We start from the raw sequence: 15,940 nt of genomic DNA, 5'->3' as shown, positions 1-15,940 counted from the left end.
CCCGCTGATCGTCCGGCGAGTCTATGCATCTCCGTGCACGAGGATGATCAATAAGCCCGCCGTCGATCGCCCCGCCGAGCCCCGGGCCCTCCATCCCCCGTGCGGGGGAACCGAGTCGGGCCTCGCGCACGATTCGGGCGGAGCGGGCCGCACGCCAGCATGGGGGCCATGGCCACCTATCGGAACCCCGCAGTCGCCGCCGTCCCCGAGAGCCGGGCCCCGGCCCGTTGGGTGGTGCGGGTCGCGCACCTCGCGGCACTCACGGCCGTGCCGTCCGGCCTCTGGCGGATCGCGATGGGGGTGGGCATTCCGGTGGGGTTCGACACCGCCGGACACGACATCCCCGGCTGGTTCAGCGCCATGTGCGTCGCGATGAGCCTGGGCACCGAAGGGCTCACCCTGCTCACCCTCGGGCTGGTGAAGCCCTGGGGCGAGGTGGTGCCGGGCTGGATCCCGCTGATCGGGGGGAGGCGGGTCGCGCCGCTGGCGGCAGTGGTTCCGGCGCTGCTCGGCGCGGCCGTCGTGATGCTGCTGACGATTCCCCGGGCGGGCGGCTTCGGCGGGATGCAGGGCGCCCCGACCGGACCGGCCCTGCTTCTGATGGACGCCTGCTACGCGCCACTGCTGCTCTGGGGTCCCCTGCTCGTGGTCGTCACCGTCGCCTACTACCGGCGGCGCCGGACCTGAACAGGAAGTCGGCCCGACCGACTTCCTGTTCAGGCCCCGCCCTGCGGGGTCACCGGGCATCACCCCGGCAGGAGCCGCACCACATACTCCCGGCGGCTTACGCCGGTACCTCGCGGGGGCTACGAACGGCACCGGAATGCTTACATCCACGAGCCGATTCGATACGGAGCCGCGGAATCTAGCGTCGATCCCATGACACGCAACCGCCGTATCAGCGCCGTCGCGGCGCTGGCGCTCGCCGCCCTCGTCACCGGAACCGGCGCCGGGTTCGCCGCCACGACCACAGCGTCGGCCACACCGGTGGGCACGCACGCGTTCCCCATCGCACCGGCCGCAGCAACGGGCACGGCCACCGCGCCCACGCGGTCCTTCCACGGCGCGCTCCCCGCGCCGACCGGCCCCTACGCCGCCGGCGAGGACGTCATCCACCTCACCGACACGAGCCGTCCCGACCCGTGGGTGCCGTCATCGGGCCCCCGCCGACTGACCGTCACTATGGTCTACCCGGCCGTCCCCGGGACCGGGACTCCGGCCCCTTACATGACCCTCGCCGAGGCAGCCGGAGTCCTCCAGCGCCAGAAGGTGCCGGCGAGCTCCGGCGTCACCCCGCAAAGCCTTTCCAGCGTCACCACTCACGCCTTCGACGGCGCGCGGCCGCAGCATGGCAAGCATCCGCTGGTGGTCCTCTCACCCGCGTACGAGAACCCGCGCATGACACTCACCTCGCTCGCGACCGACCTGGCCAGTCACGGCTACGTCGTCGCGCTCGTCGGCGACACCAACGGGGACAGCGGCGAGACGCTGGCGGACGGCCGGACGCCGCCGTGCGCGATCTGCGATGACCCGGCCCTCGACTTCGACTCCGTCGCCACCAGCCGCGCGCGGGACGTGTCCTTCACAATCGACCAGTTGACGCACGGCACTACCGCTTGGCGCCTGGCACACCTCATCGACAAGCGCAGGATCGGCATGGCCGGACACTCCCTCGGCGGAGCGGCGGCCGCCGCCACGATGATCGCCGACCCGCGGGTACTTGCCGGAGTGAACATGGACGGCACCTTCCACCCGGACCCGATGCCCGGCCAGATCAACCGGCCGTTCCTCATGCTGGGTACGGCCGCCAACACCGATTGGGAGCGCCCCTGGGCCGCCCTCGGCGGCTACAAGAAGTGGCTGACGGTCGCCGGGGCCGACCACTTCAGCTTCTCCGACCTGGATCTGCTTCATGAGGAGGCCGGGTACCCGACGCCGCCCCTCGCCCCCGAACGCGCAATCGTGATCACCCGCGAGTACGTGACGGCGTTCTTCGACCAGACGCTGAAGGGGATCGACCGTCCGCTGCTGGACGGCCCCTCGCCGAACAATCCTGAAGTACTCTTCCAGCCCTAGTGCAGCGTCGATGGCCGGGGCGGGGGTCCGTACCGCCGCTCGGTGCAGCGCGCCCGGTCAGCCCGCGATCCGGGCCGTGGCGAGGTCCGCGAGGATCCGGTCGACGGTCTGCTCGGGCGCCTCGTCCGAACTGTCCAACCAGAGCCCGCGCCGTGCGGTCCCCTGCCGGAGCGCCTCGTCGAGGAGGCCGACCGTCCAGCCGCCGCCGTACCCGCGCTTGCGGCGCCCGGCCTCCCTCCGTGCCACCGCCTCCGGGGCGGGGGCCAGCACGACCAGGTACCGGGGCCTGGCCGTGACGGCGTCCAGGTAGGCGTCGAGGTGCTCGCCCAGCACGACGTCCTGGACCACCACCGTCCACCCCTCCTGCGCGTACAGGTCCGCGACGGCGGCGGAGGCGCGGTACCGCAGGCGGAGCTGCGCCGTCGCCTCGGCCGTCGGCCGGGGCGCGTAGTCCTCGCGGCCGGACACGATCATCCGGCGGAAGCCGTCACCGCGCAGGTGCACCGAGCGGGGCAGCCGCTCGGCCAGCAGCTGGGCGACGGTGGACTTCCCGGACGCCATCACGCCGGTGATCAGCACCACCGCGGACTCCAACTCCGCTACCGCCACACCCATCCCCGCCTTCGCCCGCCGTGCCGGCCCCCGCGCCGTCGGCCCGGCCGGGGTGTCCACCTCAAGGCGAATCCCGTCCGCCACGGCGGTATTCCGGGCCGCCGGAAGTCCGTAGGCCCACGCGGGCGCGCCCGCGCAGGAAGTCGGCCCCGCCGACTCCCTGCGCGGGCCGATGGGATCGCGGGCCCACGGTGTCGGGAACGTTCGGCCCGAGGTCGGCCCCGGCCTGCGACGATGGGTCCTGTCGACCGATCCACCAGGGGGACCGCATGGAGCTACGGCAGCTGCGCTGCTTCGTCGCCGTCGCCGAGGAGCTGCACTTCGGCCGGGCGGCCGAGCGGCTGCTGCTCGGGCAGCCGGCGGTGAGTCAGCAGGTCCGGCGGCTGGAGCGGGAGTTGAAGGTCGAGCTGTTCGACCGCTCGCCCCGGTACGTGCGGCTGACCCCGGCCGGGGAGCGGTTCCTGCCCGCCGCCCGGAACGTCCTCGCGGCCGAGGACGCCGCCCGGGCGCTCGCCGCCGACCTGGCCGCGCCCGCCGTGCTGCGGCTCGGCACCGTCACCGGGCTCGCCGAGCGGCTGGACCTGATCCTGGACACCTACCAGCAACGGGCCCCGGGGGTGCGCGTCGAACTGCACTCCGCCCCGGTGCGGGAGCGGCTGGCCCGGGTGTCGGACGGCCGGCTGGACGCCGCCTTCGTCCGCGGTGCGATCGCCGAGACCAACCCCGATCTCCGCTTCCTGCCGGTCTGGGAGGACGAGTTGGTGCTCGCGCTGCCCGCCCGGCACCCGCTCGCCGACCGGCCCGAGGTGGATCTCGCGGACCTCGCCGACCTGCCGCTGCGGCTGACCGAGCGCGCCAACCACCCGGCGCTGGTGGACCTGGTGACGGAGGCCTGCACCCGGGCGGGCTTTCGGCCCGTCCTCGGCCCGGCGCACGGCGCCCTCCAGGACACCCTGGCCTCGATCGGCACCGGCGCCCCGATGTGGACGGTGGTGTACGCCGCCAACGCCCGGATGGTGAACACCCACCGGGTCGCCTTCCGCCGCTGCCGCACCCCGCTGGCCCTGCCGACCTCGATCGCCGTACGACGCTCCGCCCCGCTGCCCCGACTGCTCCTGGAGACCTGCCGCACAACACCCCCGACCTGGGACGATCAGGATTCGTGATCGCTGCGAGAGCGATTCGGGTCTGGGTGCGGACGGCCCGGTCCGGTGGACTGTTCCCAGCCGGAGAACCCGGCGGAAGAGCCCGGCGGAAGAGCCGGGCAGCAACCCGGTCAGGAGCCGAAGATGCCGATCGTCACCATCCAGCAGGGCCCGCGCACCGTCGAGCAGAAGCGTGAGCTGGTCGAGAAGGTCACCAAGGCGTTCGTGGAGGCCCTGGAGGTCCCCGCCGAGAGCGTGTACGTCTTCGTCCAGGAGTTCCAGCCGGAGAGCTGGGGCGTCGCGGGCAAGCTCACCGCGGACCGGTGACGTCCCGGATCCGCCCGACGCAGTACCGCAGGCCCGCCGGAGCAACACCCGGCGGGCCCGCCGGCGTCCGGTGTCCGACAGGAGCCCCGACTACTGGCCGCCCTGGCCGGCGCTGCCCATCGGGCCGATCTTCACCGGGGAGCCGGAGCCGTCCGTGACGGGCAGCGAACCGGCGGCGCCCGGCCAGGGCAGGGTGACGGACTTGGTCTCGTCCGGCGGGGTCACCACCAGCCCGGTGATGCGGACGCCGGAGCCGCCCGTGGTGTTGTTCGGGTAGCTGATGCCGAAGAACGTCGACTTCCCGTTCTTGACCACGCCCGGGACGGCCGGCTCGCCGGAGCGCTGGGCGGACAGCGAGCCCGCGTTGGTCTTCAGGTCGACGCCCGCGTAACCGGAGAGCGAGCAGTCGTGGCCGCTGTGGTTCTTCAGCTCGACCACGACGGTACGGGTCGGGTCGCCGTCGATGGTGCGTTCCTCGGCCGTGATCGTCAGGTCGTCCGTGCGGCACTTGCCACCCGCCTTGCCGCCACCGGTGGCGCTCGCACCCCCGGCCGTGGGCTTCCCGCTCGGGGTCGTCCCACCGGTTCCGGCGGAGCCGCCCGAGGTCGTGCCGGCCGTGGCGGCCTTGGTGGGCGCGGCGGTGACGGTCGCCGCGGCCGTCGGCTTGGCCTGGTCGGTGCCGGTGTCGTCGTTGGGGCCGCAGGCCGTGAGCGACAGGCCGGCGGCGACGACCAGGGCGGCGGCGAAGGTGGCCTTGTGAACGCGCATCGTGACTTCCTCGGTATCGGGTGGCGGTGGCGGCTGCTCGGCACGGTAGGTACGAGCGGCGGTTCTGTTGAGCAGGACCACCCGGCCCGATGAACCGTTCCGTCCGACCATCCGTCAGGACAGTGCTGTTACACGACCGGCCGACCACGAAGCGCCGGAGCGGGCCCCGCGCCCAGCCGGGACAGCGGTTCCCCCCGCCACCACGCCGCCGCACCCGTCCGCCACCCGCCGGGACAGACCCGTGACCCGACGGAGCTTGACCCCGACCGCCGACCCCGATCACCGCGGAGCCGCACACGGCGCCCCCGCGATGCCCTTCACCGGCGGACCGGCAGTTGGCGCCGCGACATCGGGCCTTCGTCCGCGCACCCCGCCATACTGACTCAATGGGCTTTTCCGCCAATCGAGTTGAGGGACCGATGTTCCGCAGCAACCGCCCGCGCCAGTTCCACCTCCCCACCCCCCGCGAGACCGCCGAGGAGTGGGGCGAGCGGATCGCCGCCGTCCGCGACGCCCCGCCCGACTGGTTCTTCCTGGTGGGCCGGCAGTCCACCGACCACTACCTCTGCCACATCGACATCAACTACCACCAGGACCGCGAGTTCCTCGCCATAGTCCAGACCTCGCGCCCGCTCCCGCCCGAGCACCGGATCGGCTTCTTCACCACCCCGGAGTCCCAACTCGCCAATTTCCTGGCCAACTCCGACCGCTTCGACTTCGACCCGCGCACCGGGCGGCTCCCGGCCGTCGAGCGGACCAGCGCGGGCGAGCTGCGCCTCGACGGCACGCCCGTCCCGGTGGAGATCCACCACAGCCTGGGCTGCCGCAGCGCACTGGTCCCCGAACTGCCCGGCCAGCCGGGATACCTCATCGTCACCGCACCCGACGAGCACTGGGAGGCGTTCACCGACCTGGTCCTTCGTCCACCGACAACATTCTGACCGGACATGGCCAAATCTCGCCGGTGCGGGGCGGGGGGCGGGGTTAGCCTGACGACATGGTTGCAAACTACAAGGAAGAAGTGGCCATGAGTGACCCGGAGTTCGTCAGCGGACCCGCTCTCATCCTCCGGGCACTCACCTCGAACCCCGACCGGCCGGCCATCATCACCGCCGACGGAGCCGAGATCACCGCCGGCGACTTCGCCGCCACCGCCTACCGCCTCGCCCACGAGCTGCTGGCCCGCGGCGTCACCCGGGGCTCCACCGTCACCCTGCTCACCGGCAACACCGCGGAGGCGCTCGCCGCCCGCTACGCCGCCGGCCTGGCCGGCGCGCGGGTGGTCAACCTGTACGACGGGATGAGCGCCCCGGTGCTGGCCGAGATCACGGCCAGCGTGGACACCACCGTGCTGCTCGTGGACGCCGAACGGTTCGCGGGCGCCGTCGAGTTGCTGCCGCTGATCGACGTCCCGGCCGTCCTCACCCTGGGCCCCGACGGCGCGACCGGCATCGGCGAGGACGTGATCGCCGCCTCCGCCGCCCGCCCCGCCGAGGAACCCGACGTCCGGATCGGCCCCGACGACGACATCGGCATCCGCCACACCGGCGGCACCACCGGCATCCCCAAGGGCATCCTCAGCCTGCACGGCCCCTACCGCGACATGTTCGACGTCTCCTTCGCGGGCAGCCCCGACGAGGAACCGCCCCGACTGCTCGCCGCCACCTCGCTCGCCCACCTGGCCGGCGTGCTCTCCGACGTGACGCTCCACCGCGGCGGCACCGTCGTCCTCCAGCGCGGCTTCGAGCCCGGCGAGGTGCTCGCCGCCATCGAGCGCGAACGCATCACCGACATCTGGACGCTGCCCCCGCTGATCCACCAGCTGCTCGACCACCCGGCCCTCGGTCACACCGACCTGTCCAGCCTGCGCCGGCTCGACTACGGCGGCTGCGCCGCCTCCCCGACCCGGATCCGCGAGGCCGTCAAGGCGTTCGGGCCCGTCCTGGTCAGCCTCTACGGCATGTCGGAGGCCCAGAAGATCGCCTACCTCACCCCCGCGGAGCACGCGCGGTTCGGTGACGACGGCCCGCTCCCGGTCGGCCGGCCCTTCCCCGACGTGGAGGTGGAGATCCGCGCCGCCGACGGCACCGTGCTGCCCGCCGGCGAGCAGGGCGAGGTGCACGTCCGCTCGGCCACGCTGATGGCCGGCTACTGGAAGCAGCCCGAGCTCACCGCCCAGGTGCTGCGCGACGGCTGGCTCGACACCGGCGACATCGGCTACTTCGACGCCGACGGCTACCTCTACCTCGCCGACCGCCTCAAGGACCTCATCATCGTGGTCGGCGGCCACGTCTACCCCACCGAGGTCGAGGACCTCCTGCTCACCCACCCGGCCATCGCCCAGTGCGCCGTCTACGGCGTCCGCGACGACCAGCAGGCCGAACACGTCCACGCCGCCGTCGTCCCCGCCCCCGGCCACCAGCCCCGACTGGAGGACGTCCGCGCCTTCGTCACCGCCAACAAGGGCCGCATCTACGCCCCCGAGGCCCTCCACCTGGTCGACGCCATCCCGCTGACCTCCGTCGGCAAACCCGACAAGAAGCGCCTGCGCGAGGCCCTCGCGCACTGACCCCGCCCGGGGCGTTCCCCGGCCCGGAACGCCCCGGACCGGCAGGCCCGGCTCCCCCGCACGACGGGCCGCTCACCGAACCCCCACCGAACCCCGCCCGGATCCCCACCCGTTTTCACCCCAAGGCGGGGTTTGGCTCAATGAACCACCACCCCGCTGCCGAGAAGCCAACGGGGGGTGGCGGCGCTGAGGGCTGCCACCCCTCTCCAACCCCCGCGGGGCCCGGGAGAACTCGCCCAGCGCACGTCATACGGTCTACACGACCAATGCGCACACCTTGGCGCTACCGTCCAGGACCGGCCACTCGGCGGTGTACCGGCCCTTGTACGACGGGCAGGTGTCCCGGACGGTGATGACGGCCGTGACGGCCATGATCACGTTGGCGCTCTTCGGCACCCGCCCGGAGCCGCAGTCCCACACCACGCTCAGCCAGCCGTTGTAGCTGCGGTAGTCGCTGGTGGCGGCGACGAAGCACTGGCCGTAGCGGAACTGCCGCTCCAGGCAGAGCACCGTCACCGAGTTGTCGCGGTTGGTGTGGCCGTACGAGTCGCGGCCCATGCCCGTCGGACAGCTCGCCGCGGCGGTGGCGACCGCGGCGACCCGGTTGAAGGCACTGCCGCCCCGGCAGTCCACCGCGACCGGCGAGGTACGACTCCACTGGCCGAGCCCGGTGTTGTAGACATCGAGGCAGTCGCCGCTGCGGATGGCGGCGAAGGCCACGTCCACCGGGTCGGGCGGGGGCGGCGGCGGGGTGTACCTCGGCGTGGGCGAGGGGGTCGGCGTCACCGGCGGCACCGGCGGATCGGGCACCCGACTGCGGGTCGTCGGCGCGGGCGGCTCGGGCAGCGGGTCGACGTGCTTCGGCGGGTTCCAGGGCGCCACCGGGGACACCGAGGCCGACGGGCTCGAATCCACCAGGCCCGCCGTCACGTGCTGCAACGGCTTCCAGAGCGCCAACACCAGCAGCCCCAGCACCAGCGCCGCCCCGACCAACGGGAAGGTGATGTGGAAGTGCTGGTCCCGGCCCGCCTGGTTGACCCGCCCGTGACCGCTCGCCGTGGCGTTGATGTTGACGTTGTGCGGCCCGTTCCCCGGCCGGTTCGGGCCCGACGCCGGCCCCTGGGGGCTCACCCGCCGTCACCGCTCGGTGATGTGGATGTCCCCGACGGCCTGGTTGATCCGGGCCCGACCGGAGGCCTTGGCATTCATGGTGACCGACTGCTGGGGCGCGACGGGCGCCGACGCACCGGTCAACTCCTCGACCAGTGCGCGCAGTTGCACGGCGGCACCGGGATCGGCGGCGAGCAGCCGGCGCAGCCGGGCCCCCCACAGGTCGACCACCTCCTGCTCGGCCCGCTCGTCCCCCGCGCGGCGCGCCTCGGCCACGTCCTCGCGCGCCTCGCCCAGCTCGGCGAGCACCGTCTCGGCCCGCTCGGGGTGCCGGCGCCGCCACAACTCCCCGACCGCGGAGCGGATCCGCTCCCAGGCGCTGGTGGTCAACTGCTGGACGACGGCCGCCGCCGCGACGCCCGCGAGTGAGGTCAGTTCCGGGTCCATTGGTCTCCCCCGACGAATATGGACGCTCTGCCTGTCAGGCAGCGTTATACCCCGCCCGGGCGCCGGGCACCACGCGGACCGACCCATTCCGCACCCGTCAGAGCTTCACGAGGAACTCCCGCACGGTGGCGGCGAGTTCACCGGCAGCACTGATCGGCAGCAGGTGGTCGCCGACCAGCTCGACGGCGGCCGCCCCGGGGCGACGGGAGACGGCCTCGGCCGCCTGCCCGGCCGGTATCACGCCCTCGGTGCCGCGCACCAGCAAGGCGGGGCAGCCGGTGGCCGTCCAGTCGGCCCAGTGGTCGCCGTGGACCAGCTCCTCGGAGTCGTACATGTCCTTGGGGTGGAAGGGCAGCCGCCAGCTGCCGTCCGGGTTCTCCCGCAGCCGGTCGGCGAAGTACGGCGCGGCCGGGCCGAGTTCGGCCACCAGCCCGTCCCGGCTCGGGGCGTCGTACGGCAGGCCGAGCAGGAAGGCCAGCGGGTGCGGGCCCTCCAGGCCGAGCACCAGCGGGCCCTCGACGTTGACGATCGCCTCGACCCGCTCGGGGTGGCGGGCCGCGAACTGGTAGGCGTTGATCGCCCCGAGCGAGTGGCCGAGCAGCACCGCCCGCTCCAGGCCCAGATGGTCGAGCAGCGCCTCGATGTCGGCGAGATAGCCCTCCCGCGAGTAGTCCGCGGCCCGCTCCGACTCACCCTGGCCGCGCTGGTCGGGCGCGATCACCCGCCAGTCGGGGCCGAGTTCGGCCGCGAGCCCGGTCCACACCGCGCCCTCCGAGAGGTGGCCGTGCAGGGCGAGCAGCGGGCGGCCCGTACCCCCGAAGTCCAGGTAGGACAGGCGGCGGCCGTCGATGACCAGCTCACCGCGAACGACATCGACGCGGGCGGCCTCGGCGTGGACGGCGTCGTTCATTTTCGGTTCCCCCTTGTGAAGCGGTTGATGAGATCACCATACTCATGACTCATACGTACGTGCAAGACATTCGTCCAATACATTCGTACGAGACGACCGTCCAAGAAGCCCGCCGGGGAGCCACCCGCCCGACCGCGCGCCGCACGACCGGCACCGACCGTCAGGCCGCGCCGAAGTGCCGCTTGGTGTCCGCGACCAGCGTCCGCAGGAAGCGCGCGTTCGGCAGGTCCGTCAGCGCCGCCGGGCGGGCCAGCAGCGGGTTGGGCTCGTAGGCGAAGGTCCAGGTGAAGCGGGTCCCGGTCGGGGTGGGCTCGACCAGGTAGTCCTCGCCGAAGCGCCGGAACAGCGGCAGGCTCGCCCCGGTGACGCAGAACGAGTGCCGGGTGCCCTCCTCCCAGCGCACGAACTCCTCCCGCAGGCGCAGCAGCCGCATCGCCGTGATCTCACGGGTGGTGCCGACGCCGTGCGGCGGCCGCGAGGTGTAGCGGCCGCCGGCCAGGCCACGGCACCAGGACAGCGGCGCGTCACCGGCGAGCCCGCGCCACACCGCCGCCGGCGCCACCGGCAGGTCCAGCACGTACGCCCGGCGGTGCGGGGCGGTGTCGAAGAAGGACGGGTCGAAGCGGTCGAGCGTGAACCAGGGCATCGGGGGCTCCACTTCTCAAAGGGGCGGGTCGCTCGCTCGGTACGTTCTTCTCGCGGGGTCGCCCGGTTCTTCTCGCGGGGTCGCCGAATGCGTCCAGGCGGGCGGTGCGTTCAGGCGGGCGGTGCGTTCAGGCAGGCGGTGCGTTCAGGCGGACGGCCCGACCGCCCCGCCCACCGCCCGCAGGGCGAAGGGCAGCAGCCGGTCGGCGGTCTCCCGGGCGGTGGCCTCGTCGACGTCCTCGGGCGGCTGCGGCGTGAGCAGGAAGTGGGTCATCACCGGGCCCACCACCACCTCGCCGAGCAGCTCCGCGCCGTCGACCGGCGGGATCTCGCCCCGCTCCACGGCCCGCCGGACGACCTCCGCGACCCGCCCGTACACCGGCCGGAGGAAGGCCGTCACCAGCGCCCCGGCCAGGGCGGTGTTGTGGGCGGCCTCACCGATCAGGGCGCGGATCAGCCGGCCGGGCTCGCCGGTCATGCCGGCCGCCTTGTCGCGCAGGACGACCCGCAGGTCCCCCTCCAGCCCGCCGGTGTCCGGCTGCTCGTACGAGCTCTCGCCGTGCAGCGCGGCGGCGGCGATCACCAGGTCCTCCTTGGACGACCAGCGGCGGTAGAGGGTCGCCGTCGACACTCCGGCCCGGGCGGCCACGGCGGCGGTGGTCAGCCCGCCGTAGCCGCTCTCCGCGAGGACGGCCAGCGTGGCGTCCAGCAGGGCGCGATCCCGGGCGGCGTCGCGGGGGCGGCCCCGGCGCGGCGGGGCGGCGTCGGCCGGGTGGGCGGGGGTGGCGCTGGGGGTCATGCCCGAAGTCTATCGAGAACCGGAAACGAAATCGTTTCGTTTCGTTTATGCTCGGCCGCATGAGCCTCTCCGCCGAAGCCACGCCCACAGCCGCGCCCGCCTCCGCCGAAGCCATCACCGCCTCCGGCCCCGCCTCCTCCGCCGGAAGCGCCGGAGCCGAGGGCCCCGCCGCGACCGTCGCCCGCCTGCACGCCGCCTTCGCCACCGGCCGCACCAAGCCCCTGGCCTGGCGCAAGGCCCAACTCCGCGCCCTGCGCCGCCTGTTGGTCGACCAGGAGGCCGTCTTCGCCGCCGCCCTCCAGGCCGACCTCGGCAAGAGCGCCGCCGAGGCGTACACCACCGAGATCGGCTTCACGGTCAACGAGATCGACCACACCCTGCGCCACCTCGACCGCTGGCTGCGCCCGCGCCGCATCCCCGTCCCGCTCGCCCTGCAGCCCGCCCGGGCCCGTACCGTCCGTGAGCCGCTGGGCACCGTGCTGATCATCAGCCCGTGGAACTACCCGCTGCAGCTCACCCTGGCCCCGCTGGTCGGCGCGCTCGCCGCGGGCAACTGCGCGGTGGTCAAGCCCAGCGAACTCACCCCCGCCACCTCCGCCGCCATCGCCCACTGGCTGCCCCGCACCCTCGACCGGCAGGCCGTCGCCGTCGTCGAGGGCGGCGTGCCGGAGACCACCGCCCTGCTGGAGCAGCGCTTCGACCACGTCTTCTACACCGGCAACAGCACCGTCGCCCGCGTCGTCATGACCGCCGCGGCCCGCCATCTCACCCCCGTCACCCTGGAGTTGGGCGGCAAGAGCCCCGTCGTCGTCGAACCCGGCACCGACCTCGCCACCGCCGCCCGCCGGATCGCCTGGGGCAAGTTCATGAACGCCGGCCAGACCTGCGTCGCCCCCGACTACGTCCTCGCCATCGGCGACACCGCGGCCACCCTGGAAGCCGAACTGACCGCCGCGATCCGCGAGATGTACGGCACCGACCCGGCGCTGAGCCCCGACTACGGCCGCATCGTCGACGAACGCCACTTCGACCGGCTGACCGCCCTGCTCGCCGACGGCCGCCTCGTCACCGGCGGCGACCACCACCGCGCCGACCGCTACCTCGCCCCCACCGTCCTCGCCGACGTCGACCCGGACGCCCCGGTGATGCGCGAGGAGATCTTCGGCCCCGTCCTGCCGATCATCCGCGTCCCCGACCTGGACGCCGCCATCGCCTTCATCACCGCCCGCGACAAGCCCCTCGCCCTCTACGCCTTCACCGCCTCCGACACCACCAAGCGCCGCCTCACCACCGAGACCTCCTCCGGCGCCCTCGCCTTCGGCGTCCCCAACGCCCACATCGCCGTCCCCGGCCTGCCCTTCGGCGGCGTCGGCGAGAGCGGCCTCGGCCGGTACCACGGCACCCACTCCATCGACACCTTCAGCCACACCAAGTCCGTCCTCGACAAGCCCCTCCTCGCCGACCCCCTCCGCCCCGCCTACCCGCCCTTCACCCCCCTCAAGTCCCGCCTCCTCCGCCGCCTCCTCTGACCACACCACCCCGGAAACACCTCAAGGACGACCGCGGATCGACTCAGCCCGTCTGAGTACCCGTACGGATGCGGAGCGCCCAGGCCGCCCATAGCGTTCTGCAAGCCAGAGCGCACGCATCCGACTTGGGGGAGAACCACGACATGGGCGTCATCACGATCCGACCGGCCGACCGGCACCCTTCCGCGGGCAACTCGGGCGACGACCGCGACACCGGCTGGTCCAAGCAGCGCGGCCGCCGCCCCTGACCGCACCACCTCCGCACCGGCTACCCTGCTGATCGATCGTCAGTTCAGCAGGGGGGCGGAGAGCATGGGCAACCGGATCAGCGGCAACGTCACCATCGCCGGCCAGGTCATCCAGTCGACCGGCATCGTCCGGGTCGGCGGCGACCCGGCCGGCGCCGCCCGCGGCACGGCCGAACTGGCCCGGGCGGTCGCGGAGGACCTCGACGGGCCGGGTGAGCCGGTGCGGCTCAGCCGCGGCGAGTACCGCGCCGTGCTGCGCCTGCTCGCCCACCTCCACGACACCGACGCCCCGGAGGGTTCGGTGGCCCTCGAACTGGCCGACCTCCTCCGTGGCCGCTAGGCCCGGAACAGGGGCTGGTAGGCGTTGCCCTCCTCGGCGTTGAGCAGGACGTAGGCCGGGCCGAGGCCGAAGACGGCCTCGCGCAGGCGGGCCAAAGCCTCGGCCGGGGTGGGGACTTCGAGTCCGATCGCGGCGGCGGCCGCGTCCCGGTCGGCGAGCAGGTCGGGCTCGTCGGCCAGGCAGGCCTCGGCCGCCTCCGCGCTCTCCTCCTCGGTCAGCCGCACGAAGTCGTGCCACCACGGCAGCGCCAGCAGCAGCCGGACCAGCTCCTCCAGGTCGGCGGCCAGCAGTGCCGCGCCGCCCTCCGAGTCGGCGTAGAGGACGGGCCGTTCGTCGCCGCCCTCGCCGCAGAGGAAGAACGTGCCGCCGCCACCGCACTTGCCGACCTCCTCCAGCGCCTCGCCGGAGGCCAGTACGACCTCCTCCACGTGCGAGTACGCGTCGAGGGAGAAGTCCCCCGGCCAGTGCAGGTAGTCGACGATGGCGGGGGTCGCGCGCAGGCGATCGAGGAACGACATGCCGGACACCCTACGAGCCGGCCCCGACAGCCCCGCCCGCCCCGGCGGCTCCGACACCCCCGACACCCCCGGCAGCCCCGCCCGCCAGCCGCTCCGCCAGGAACTCCTCCCAGGTGCGCCGCCCGTGCGCGGCCCCCTCGGGGGCGAGGTTCGCCCCCGCCCGGTAGGCGCGCCCGATCCGGCCCGGCACCCGTACGGGCAACTGCTTGCGGCTGCGGCCCCGCGCGGCCAGGTACCCCCGGGCCAGTTCGGCCAGCTCGTACACCGCGGGCCCGGCCAGGTCCGGCAGCCTCCCGGCCGGCCCGTCGAGCGCCGCCCCGACCAGCCGGTCGGCGACCTCGCCCACGTCCACGGGCTGCCAGCGGACCCCGCCGGGGGCCGGAAGGAGGGGCAGCTTGGCCATCTTCGAGACCACACCGAACGCCAGGTCGTGGAACTGGGCGGCGCGCAGCACCGTGTACGGCAGGCCCGAGCGGACCACCACCTGCTCGGCCTCCCGCTTGGCCCGGAAGTAGCCGAGCGGCACCTTGTCCGCGCCGATCACCGAGATGTACACCAGGTGCCGCACCCCGGCCCGCACGGCGGCCGCGACCAGCCGCCGGGTGGCCTCGTCGTCACCCTTGGGGCCGCCCGCGAGGTGCAGCACGGTGTCCACGCCGACGAGCGCCTCGGCCAGCCGGGCGTCCGTCTCGGCCCGGTCCCCGAGCAGGTCGCCGCGCACGTACGTCACCCCGTCGGCATCCGCCGCCCGCTCGCACCGGCTGAGCACCCGCACCGGCCGCCCGGCCGCGCGCAGCGGCGGTACGACCCGCCGGCCCAGGGTGCCGGTGCCGCCGGTGACCAGTATCCGATCATTCGTCACGATCGTCTCCGTTTCGTCCCGGGCCGGGAGTTGATCTCCCCGCCGCCCCCGTTGTTGGGTGGCTCCTGCTGCCCTGACCCGAGGCGACGAAGGAATGTGACACGGTGGACGGAACAGACGAGAGAGCCGCCCGGACCAAGCTCTTCGAGGAGCACCGACCGCACCTGCGCGCGGTCGCCTACCGGATGCTCGGCTCGATCAGCGAGGCCGATGACGCGCTCCAGGAGGCCTGGCTGCGGTACGACCGCACCGACACCGCCGAGGTGGCCAACCTCGGCGGCTGGCTGACCACGGTGGTGTCCCGGGTCTGCCTGAACCTGCTGCGCGACCGCGCCGCCCGGCGGGAGGAGCCGTTGCAGCCGACCGGGCCCGGCGGGGAGAGCGGCCCCGAGCGACTGCCGGACCCGCTGCTGCGCCGGGAGGGGGTGGTCGACCCGGAGCAGGAGGTGATGCTCGCGGACTCGGTCGGCCTGGCGCTGATGGTGGTGATGGAGTCGCTGTCACCCGCAGAGCGGATCGCCTTCGTGCTGCACGACATGTTCGCGGTGCCGTTCGAGGAGATCGCCCCGCTGATCGAGAAGACCTCGGCCGCGACCCGCCAACTGGCCAGCCGGGCCCGCCGCAAGGTGCAGGAGCGGCCCGCGCCCGACCGGGACCTGAGCCGCCAGCGGCTGGCCGTGGACGCCTTCTTCGCCGCCTCCCGCACCGGCGACCTGGAGGCACTGGTCGCCGTACTGGACCCGGACGTGGTGCTGCGCTCGGACGGCGGGGCCGCACTGGCCCGTCACACCCTGGTGCTCACCGGCGCCGCGACGGTGGCCGGGCAGGCCGCGATGTGGGGCAAGCTGTCGCCGTTCGCCCGCCCCGCGCTGGTCAACGGCACCGCGGGCGCGGTGGTCATCGCCGACAACGGCCGGGCGATGTCGATCATGGCGTTCACCGTGGTGGACGGCGCGATCACCGAGATCGACGTGATCGCCGACCCGGAGCGGCTGGCGGCCTTCGACCTCTCGGCCTTCCGCGACTGACCCGCAC

Annotated in this window: 18 protein-coding genes; 9 read left to right on the top strand and 9 right to left on the bottom strand. The window is 73.6% G+C overall.

The annotated features are described in order from the left end of the window. Positions 1-168 precede the first annotated feature (168 nt). Together ABTY61_RS26045 and ABTY61_RS26040 are read left to right on the top strand one after the other, a co-directional pair. Positions 169-687: a hypothetical protein gene (locus ABTY61_RS26045; RefSeq protein WP_350507492.1), complete on the top strand. Its 519-nt coding sequence runs from the start codon at positions 169-171 to the stop codon at positions 685-687. Between the two features lie 192 nt (positions 688-879). Continuing rightward, positions 880-2,076: an alpha/beta hydrolase family protein gene (locus tag ABTY61_RS26040; protein ID WP_350507491.1), complete on the top strand. Its 1,197-nt coding sequence runs from the start codon at positions 880-882 to the stop codon at positions 2,074-2,076. A gap of 57 nt (positions 2,077-2,133) precedes the next feature. On the opposite strand, the gene ABTY61_RS26035 is transcribed toward ABTY61_RS26040, so the two are convergent. Continuing rightward, positions 2,134-2,691, bottom strand: a complete 558-nt coding sequence (locus ABTY61_RS26035) for an AAA family ATPase (RefSeq protein WP_350507490.1) — start codon at positions 2,689-2,691, stop codon at positions 2,134-2,136. Between the two features lie 266 nt (positions 2,692-2,957). Between ABTY61_RS26035 and ABTY61_RS26030 the strand changes: the two genes are divergently transcribed. Together ABTY61_RS26030 and dmpI are read left to right on the top strand one after the other, a co-directional pair. Beyond that, positions 2,958-3,854 (top strand): LysR family transcriptional regulator, encoded by an 897-nt coding sequence (locus ABTY61_RS26030; protein ID WP_350507489.1) that lies wholly within the window; start codon positions 2,958-2,960, stop codon positions 3,852-3,854. A 123-nt stretch (positions 3,855-3,977) separates the two neighbouring features. Then, a complete protein-coding gene (dmpI, locus tag ABTY61_RS26025) occupies positions 3,978-4,160 on the top strand; it encodes a 4-oxalocrotonate tautomerase DmpI (protein ID WP_350507488.1) in 183 nt (60 codons plus the stop codon). Positions 4,161-4,250: 90 nt separating this feature from the next. On the opposite strand, the gene ABTY61_RS26020 is transcribed toward dmpI, so the two are convergent. Further along, positions 4,251-4,928 (bottom strand): DUF4232 domain-containing protein, encoded by a 678-nt coding sequence (locus ABTY61_RS26020; protein ID WP_350507487.1) that lies wholly within the window; start codon positions 4,926-4,928, stop codon positions 4,251-4,253. A gap of 419 nt (positions 4,929-5,347) precedes the next feature. Here ABTY61_RS26020 and ABTY61_RS26015 point away from each other — a divergent pair, with 419 nt between their 5' ends. Together ABTY61_RS26015 and ABTY61_RS26010 are read left to right on the top strand one after the other, a co-directional pair. After that, positions 5,348-5,869, top strand: coding sequence for a hypothetical protein (locus tag ABTY61_RS26015; protein WP_350507486.1), 522 nt, complete (start codon positions 5,348-5,350; stop codon positions 5,867-5,869). Positions 5,870-5,955: 86 nt separating this feature from the next. Then, positions 5,956-7,497: an AMP-binding protein gene (locus tag ABTY61_RS26010; RefSeq protein ID WP_350507485.1), complete on the top strand. Its 1,542-nt coding sequence runs from the start codon at positions 5,956-5,958 to the stop codon at positions 7,495-7,497. A gap of 255 nt (positions 7,498-7,752) precedes the next feature. On the opposite strand, the gene ABTY61_RS26005 is transcribed toward ABTY61_RS26010, so the two are convergent. From ABTY61_RS26005 to ABTY61_RS25985, 5 genes are all read right to left on the bottom strand, one after another. Continuing rightward, positions 7,753-8,628, bottom strand: coding sequence for an LppU/SCO3897 family protein (locus tag ABTY61_RS26005; RefSeq protein WP_350507484.1), 876 nt, complete (start codon positions 8,626-8,628; stop codon positions 7,753-7,755). A gap of 6 nt (positions 8,629-8,634) precedes the next feature. Continuing rightward, complete coding sequence (locus tag ABTY61_RS26000) at positions 8,635-9,054, bottom strand: hypothetical protein (RefSeq protein ID WP_350507483.1); 420 nt, start codon at positions 9,052-9,054, stop codon at positions 8,635-8,637. A gap of 97 nt (positions 9,055-9,151) precedes the next feature. Beyond that, positions 9,152-9,964 carry an alpha/beta fold hydrolase gene (locus tag ABTY61_RS25995; protein ID WP_350507482.1) on the bottom strand — a complete coding sequence of 271 codons (813 nt, stop codon included), beginning with the start codon at positions 9,962-9,964 and terminating at the stop codon, positions 9,152-9,154. A gap of 160 nt (positions 9,965-10,124) precedes the next feature. Beyond that, positions 10,125-10,610, bottom strand: coding sequence for an SRPBCC family protein (locus tag ABTY61_RS25990; RefSeq protein WP_350507481.1), 486 nt, complete (start codon positions 10,608-10,610; stop codon positions 10,125-10,127). Positions 10,611-10,754: 144 nt separating this feature from the next. After that, positions 10,755-11,408, bottom strand: a complete 654-nt coding sequence (locus ABTY61_RS25985; RefSeq protein WP_350507480.1) for a TetR/AcrR family transcriptional regulator — start codon at positions 11,406-11,408, stop codon at positions 10,755-10,757. A gap of 59 nt (positions 11,409-11,467) precedes the next feature. Here ABTY61_RS25985 and ABTY61_RS25980 point away from each other — a divergent pair, with 59 nt between their 5' ends. Both ABTY61_RS25980 and ABTY61_RS25975 read left to right on the top strand, forming a co-directional pair. Then, positions 11,468-12,937 carry an aldehyde dehydrogenase family protein gene (locus ABTY61_RS25980; protein WP_350507479.1) on the top strand — a complete coding sequence of 490 codons (1,470 nt, stop codon included), beginning with the start codon at positions 11,468-11,470 and terminating at the stop codon, positions 12,935-12,937. A gap of 312 nt (positions 12,938-13,249) precedes the next feature. Next, a complete protein-coding gene (locus tag ABTY61_RS25975) occupies positions 13,250-13,525 on the top strand; it encodes a hypothetical protein (RefSeq protein WP_350507478.1) in 276 nt (91 codons plus the stop codon). On the opposite strand, the gene ABTY61_RS25970 is transcribed toward ABTY61_RS25975, so the two are convergent. Beyond that, complete coding sequence (locus ABTY61_RS25970) at positions 13,522-14,043, bottom strand: hypothetical protein (RefSeq protein WP_350507477.1); 522 nt, start codon at positions 14,041-14,043, stop codon at positions 13,522-13,524. The two genes, ABTY61_RS25975 and ABTY61_RS25970, sit on opposite strands and share 4 nt — an antisense overlap. 10 nt (positions 14,044-14,053) lie before the next feature. Continuing rightward, a complete protein-coding gene (locus tag ABTY61_RS25965; protein WP_350507476.1) occupies positions 14,054-14,905 on the bottom strand; it encodes an SDR family oxidoreductase in 852 nt (283 codons plus the stop codon). 104 nt (positions 14,906-15,009) lie between these two features. On the opposite strand from ABTY61_RS25965, the gene ABTY61_RS25960 reads away from it, so the two are divergent. Next, positions 15,010-15,933, top strand: coding sequence for a sigma-70 family RNA polymerase sigma factor (locus ABTY61_RS25960; RefSeq protein WP_350507475.1), 924 nt, complete (start codon positions 15,010-15,012; stop codon positions 15,931-15,933). The last annotated feature ends 7 nt before the right edge of the window (positions 15,934-15,940 follow it).

The sequence above is a fragment of the Kitasatospora sp. NPDC096128 genome, from assembly GCF_040303105.1.
In the GTDB taxonomy this organism is placed as follows: Bacteria; Actinomycetota; Actinomycetes; order Streptomycetales; family Streptomycetaceae; genus Kitasatospora.
Note: the sequence above shows the minus strand (reverse complement) of the source record. Positions and strands in the feature narration are given on the sequence as shown.

Bases quoted from the DNA above. Each gene is read 5' to 3' on its own strand.
- ABTY61_RS25970 (WP_350507477.1), bottom strand. From the start codon at position 14,043: ATGTCGTTCCTCGATCGCCTGCGCGCGACCCCCGCCATCGTCGACTAC.
- dmpI (WP_350507488.1), top strand. From the start codon at position 3,978: ATGCCGATCGTCACCATCCAGCAGGGCCCGCGCACCGTCGAGCAGAAG.
- ABTY61_RS26010 (WP_350507485.1), top strand. From the start codon at position 5,956: ATGAGTGACCCGGAGTTCGTCAGCGGACCCGCTCTCATCCTCCGGGCA.
- ABTY61_RS26015 (WP_350507486.1), top strand. From the start codon at position 5,348: ATGTTCCGCAGCAACCGCCCGCGCCAGTTCCACCTCCCCACCCCCCGC.
- ABTY61_RS26040 (WP_350507491.1), top strand. From the start codon at position 880: ATGACACGCAACCGCCGTATCAGCGCCGTCGCGGCGCTGGCGCTCGCC.
- ABTY61_RS26000 (WP_350507483.1), bottom strand. From the start codon at position 9,054: ATGGACCCGGAACTGACCTCACTCGCGGGCGTCGCGGCGGCGGCCGTC.
- ABTY61_RS26030 (WP_350507489.1), top strand. From the start codon at position 2,958: ATGGAGCTACGGCAGCTGCGCTGCTTCGTCGCCGTCGCCGAGGAGCTG.
- ABTY61_RS26035 (WP_350507490.1), bottom strand. From the start codon at position 2,691: ATGGGTGTGGCGGTAGCGGAGTTGGAGTCCGCGGTGGTGCTGATCACC.
- ABTY61_RS25995 (WP_350507482.1), bottom strand. From the start codon at position 9,964: ATGAACGACGCCGTCCACGCCGAGGCCGCCCGCGTCGATGTCGTTCGC.
- ABTY61_RS25990 (WP_350507481.1), bottom strand. From the start codon at position 10,610: ATGCCCTGGTTCACGCTCGACCGCTTCGACCCGTCCTTCTTCGACACC.
- ABTY61_RS25980 (WP_350507479.1), top strand. From the start codon at position 11,468: ATGAGCCTCTCCGCCGAAGCCACGCCCACAGCCGCGCCCGCCTCCGCC.
- ABTY61_RS26045 (WP_350507492.1), top strand. From the start codon at position 169: ATGGCCACCTATCGGAACCCCGCAGTCGCCGCCGTCCCCGAGAGCCGG.
- ABTY61_RS25985 (WP_350507480.1), bottom strand. From the start codon at position 11,408: ATGACCCCCAGCGCCACCCCCGCCCACCCGGCCGACGCCGCCCCGCCG.
- ABTY61_RS26020 (WP_350507487.1), bottom strand. From the start codon at position 4,928: ATGCGCGTTCACAAGGCCACCTTCGCCGCCGCCCTGGTCGTCGCCGCC.
- ABTY61_RS25975 (WP_350507478.1), top strand. From the start codon at position 13,250: ATGGGCAACCGGATCAGCGGCAACGTCACCATCGCCGGCCAGGTCATC.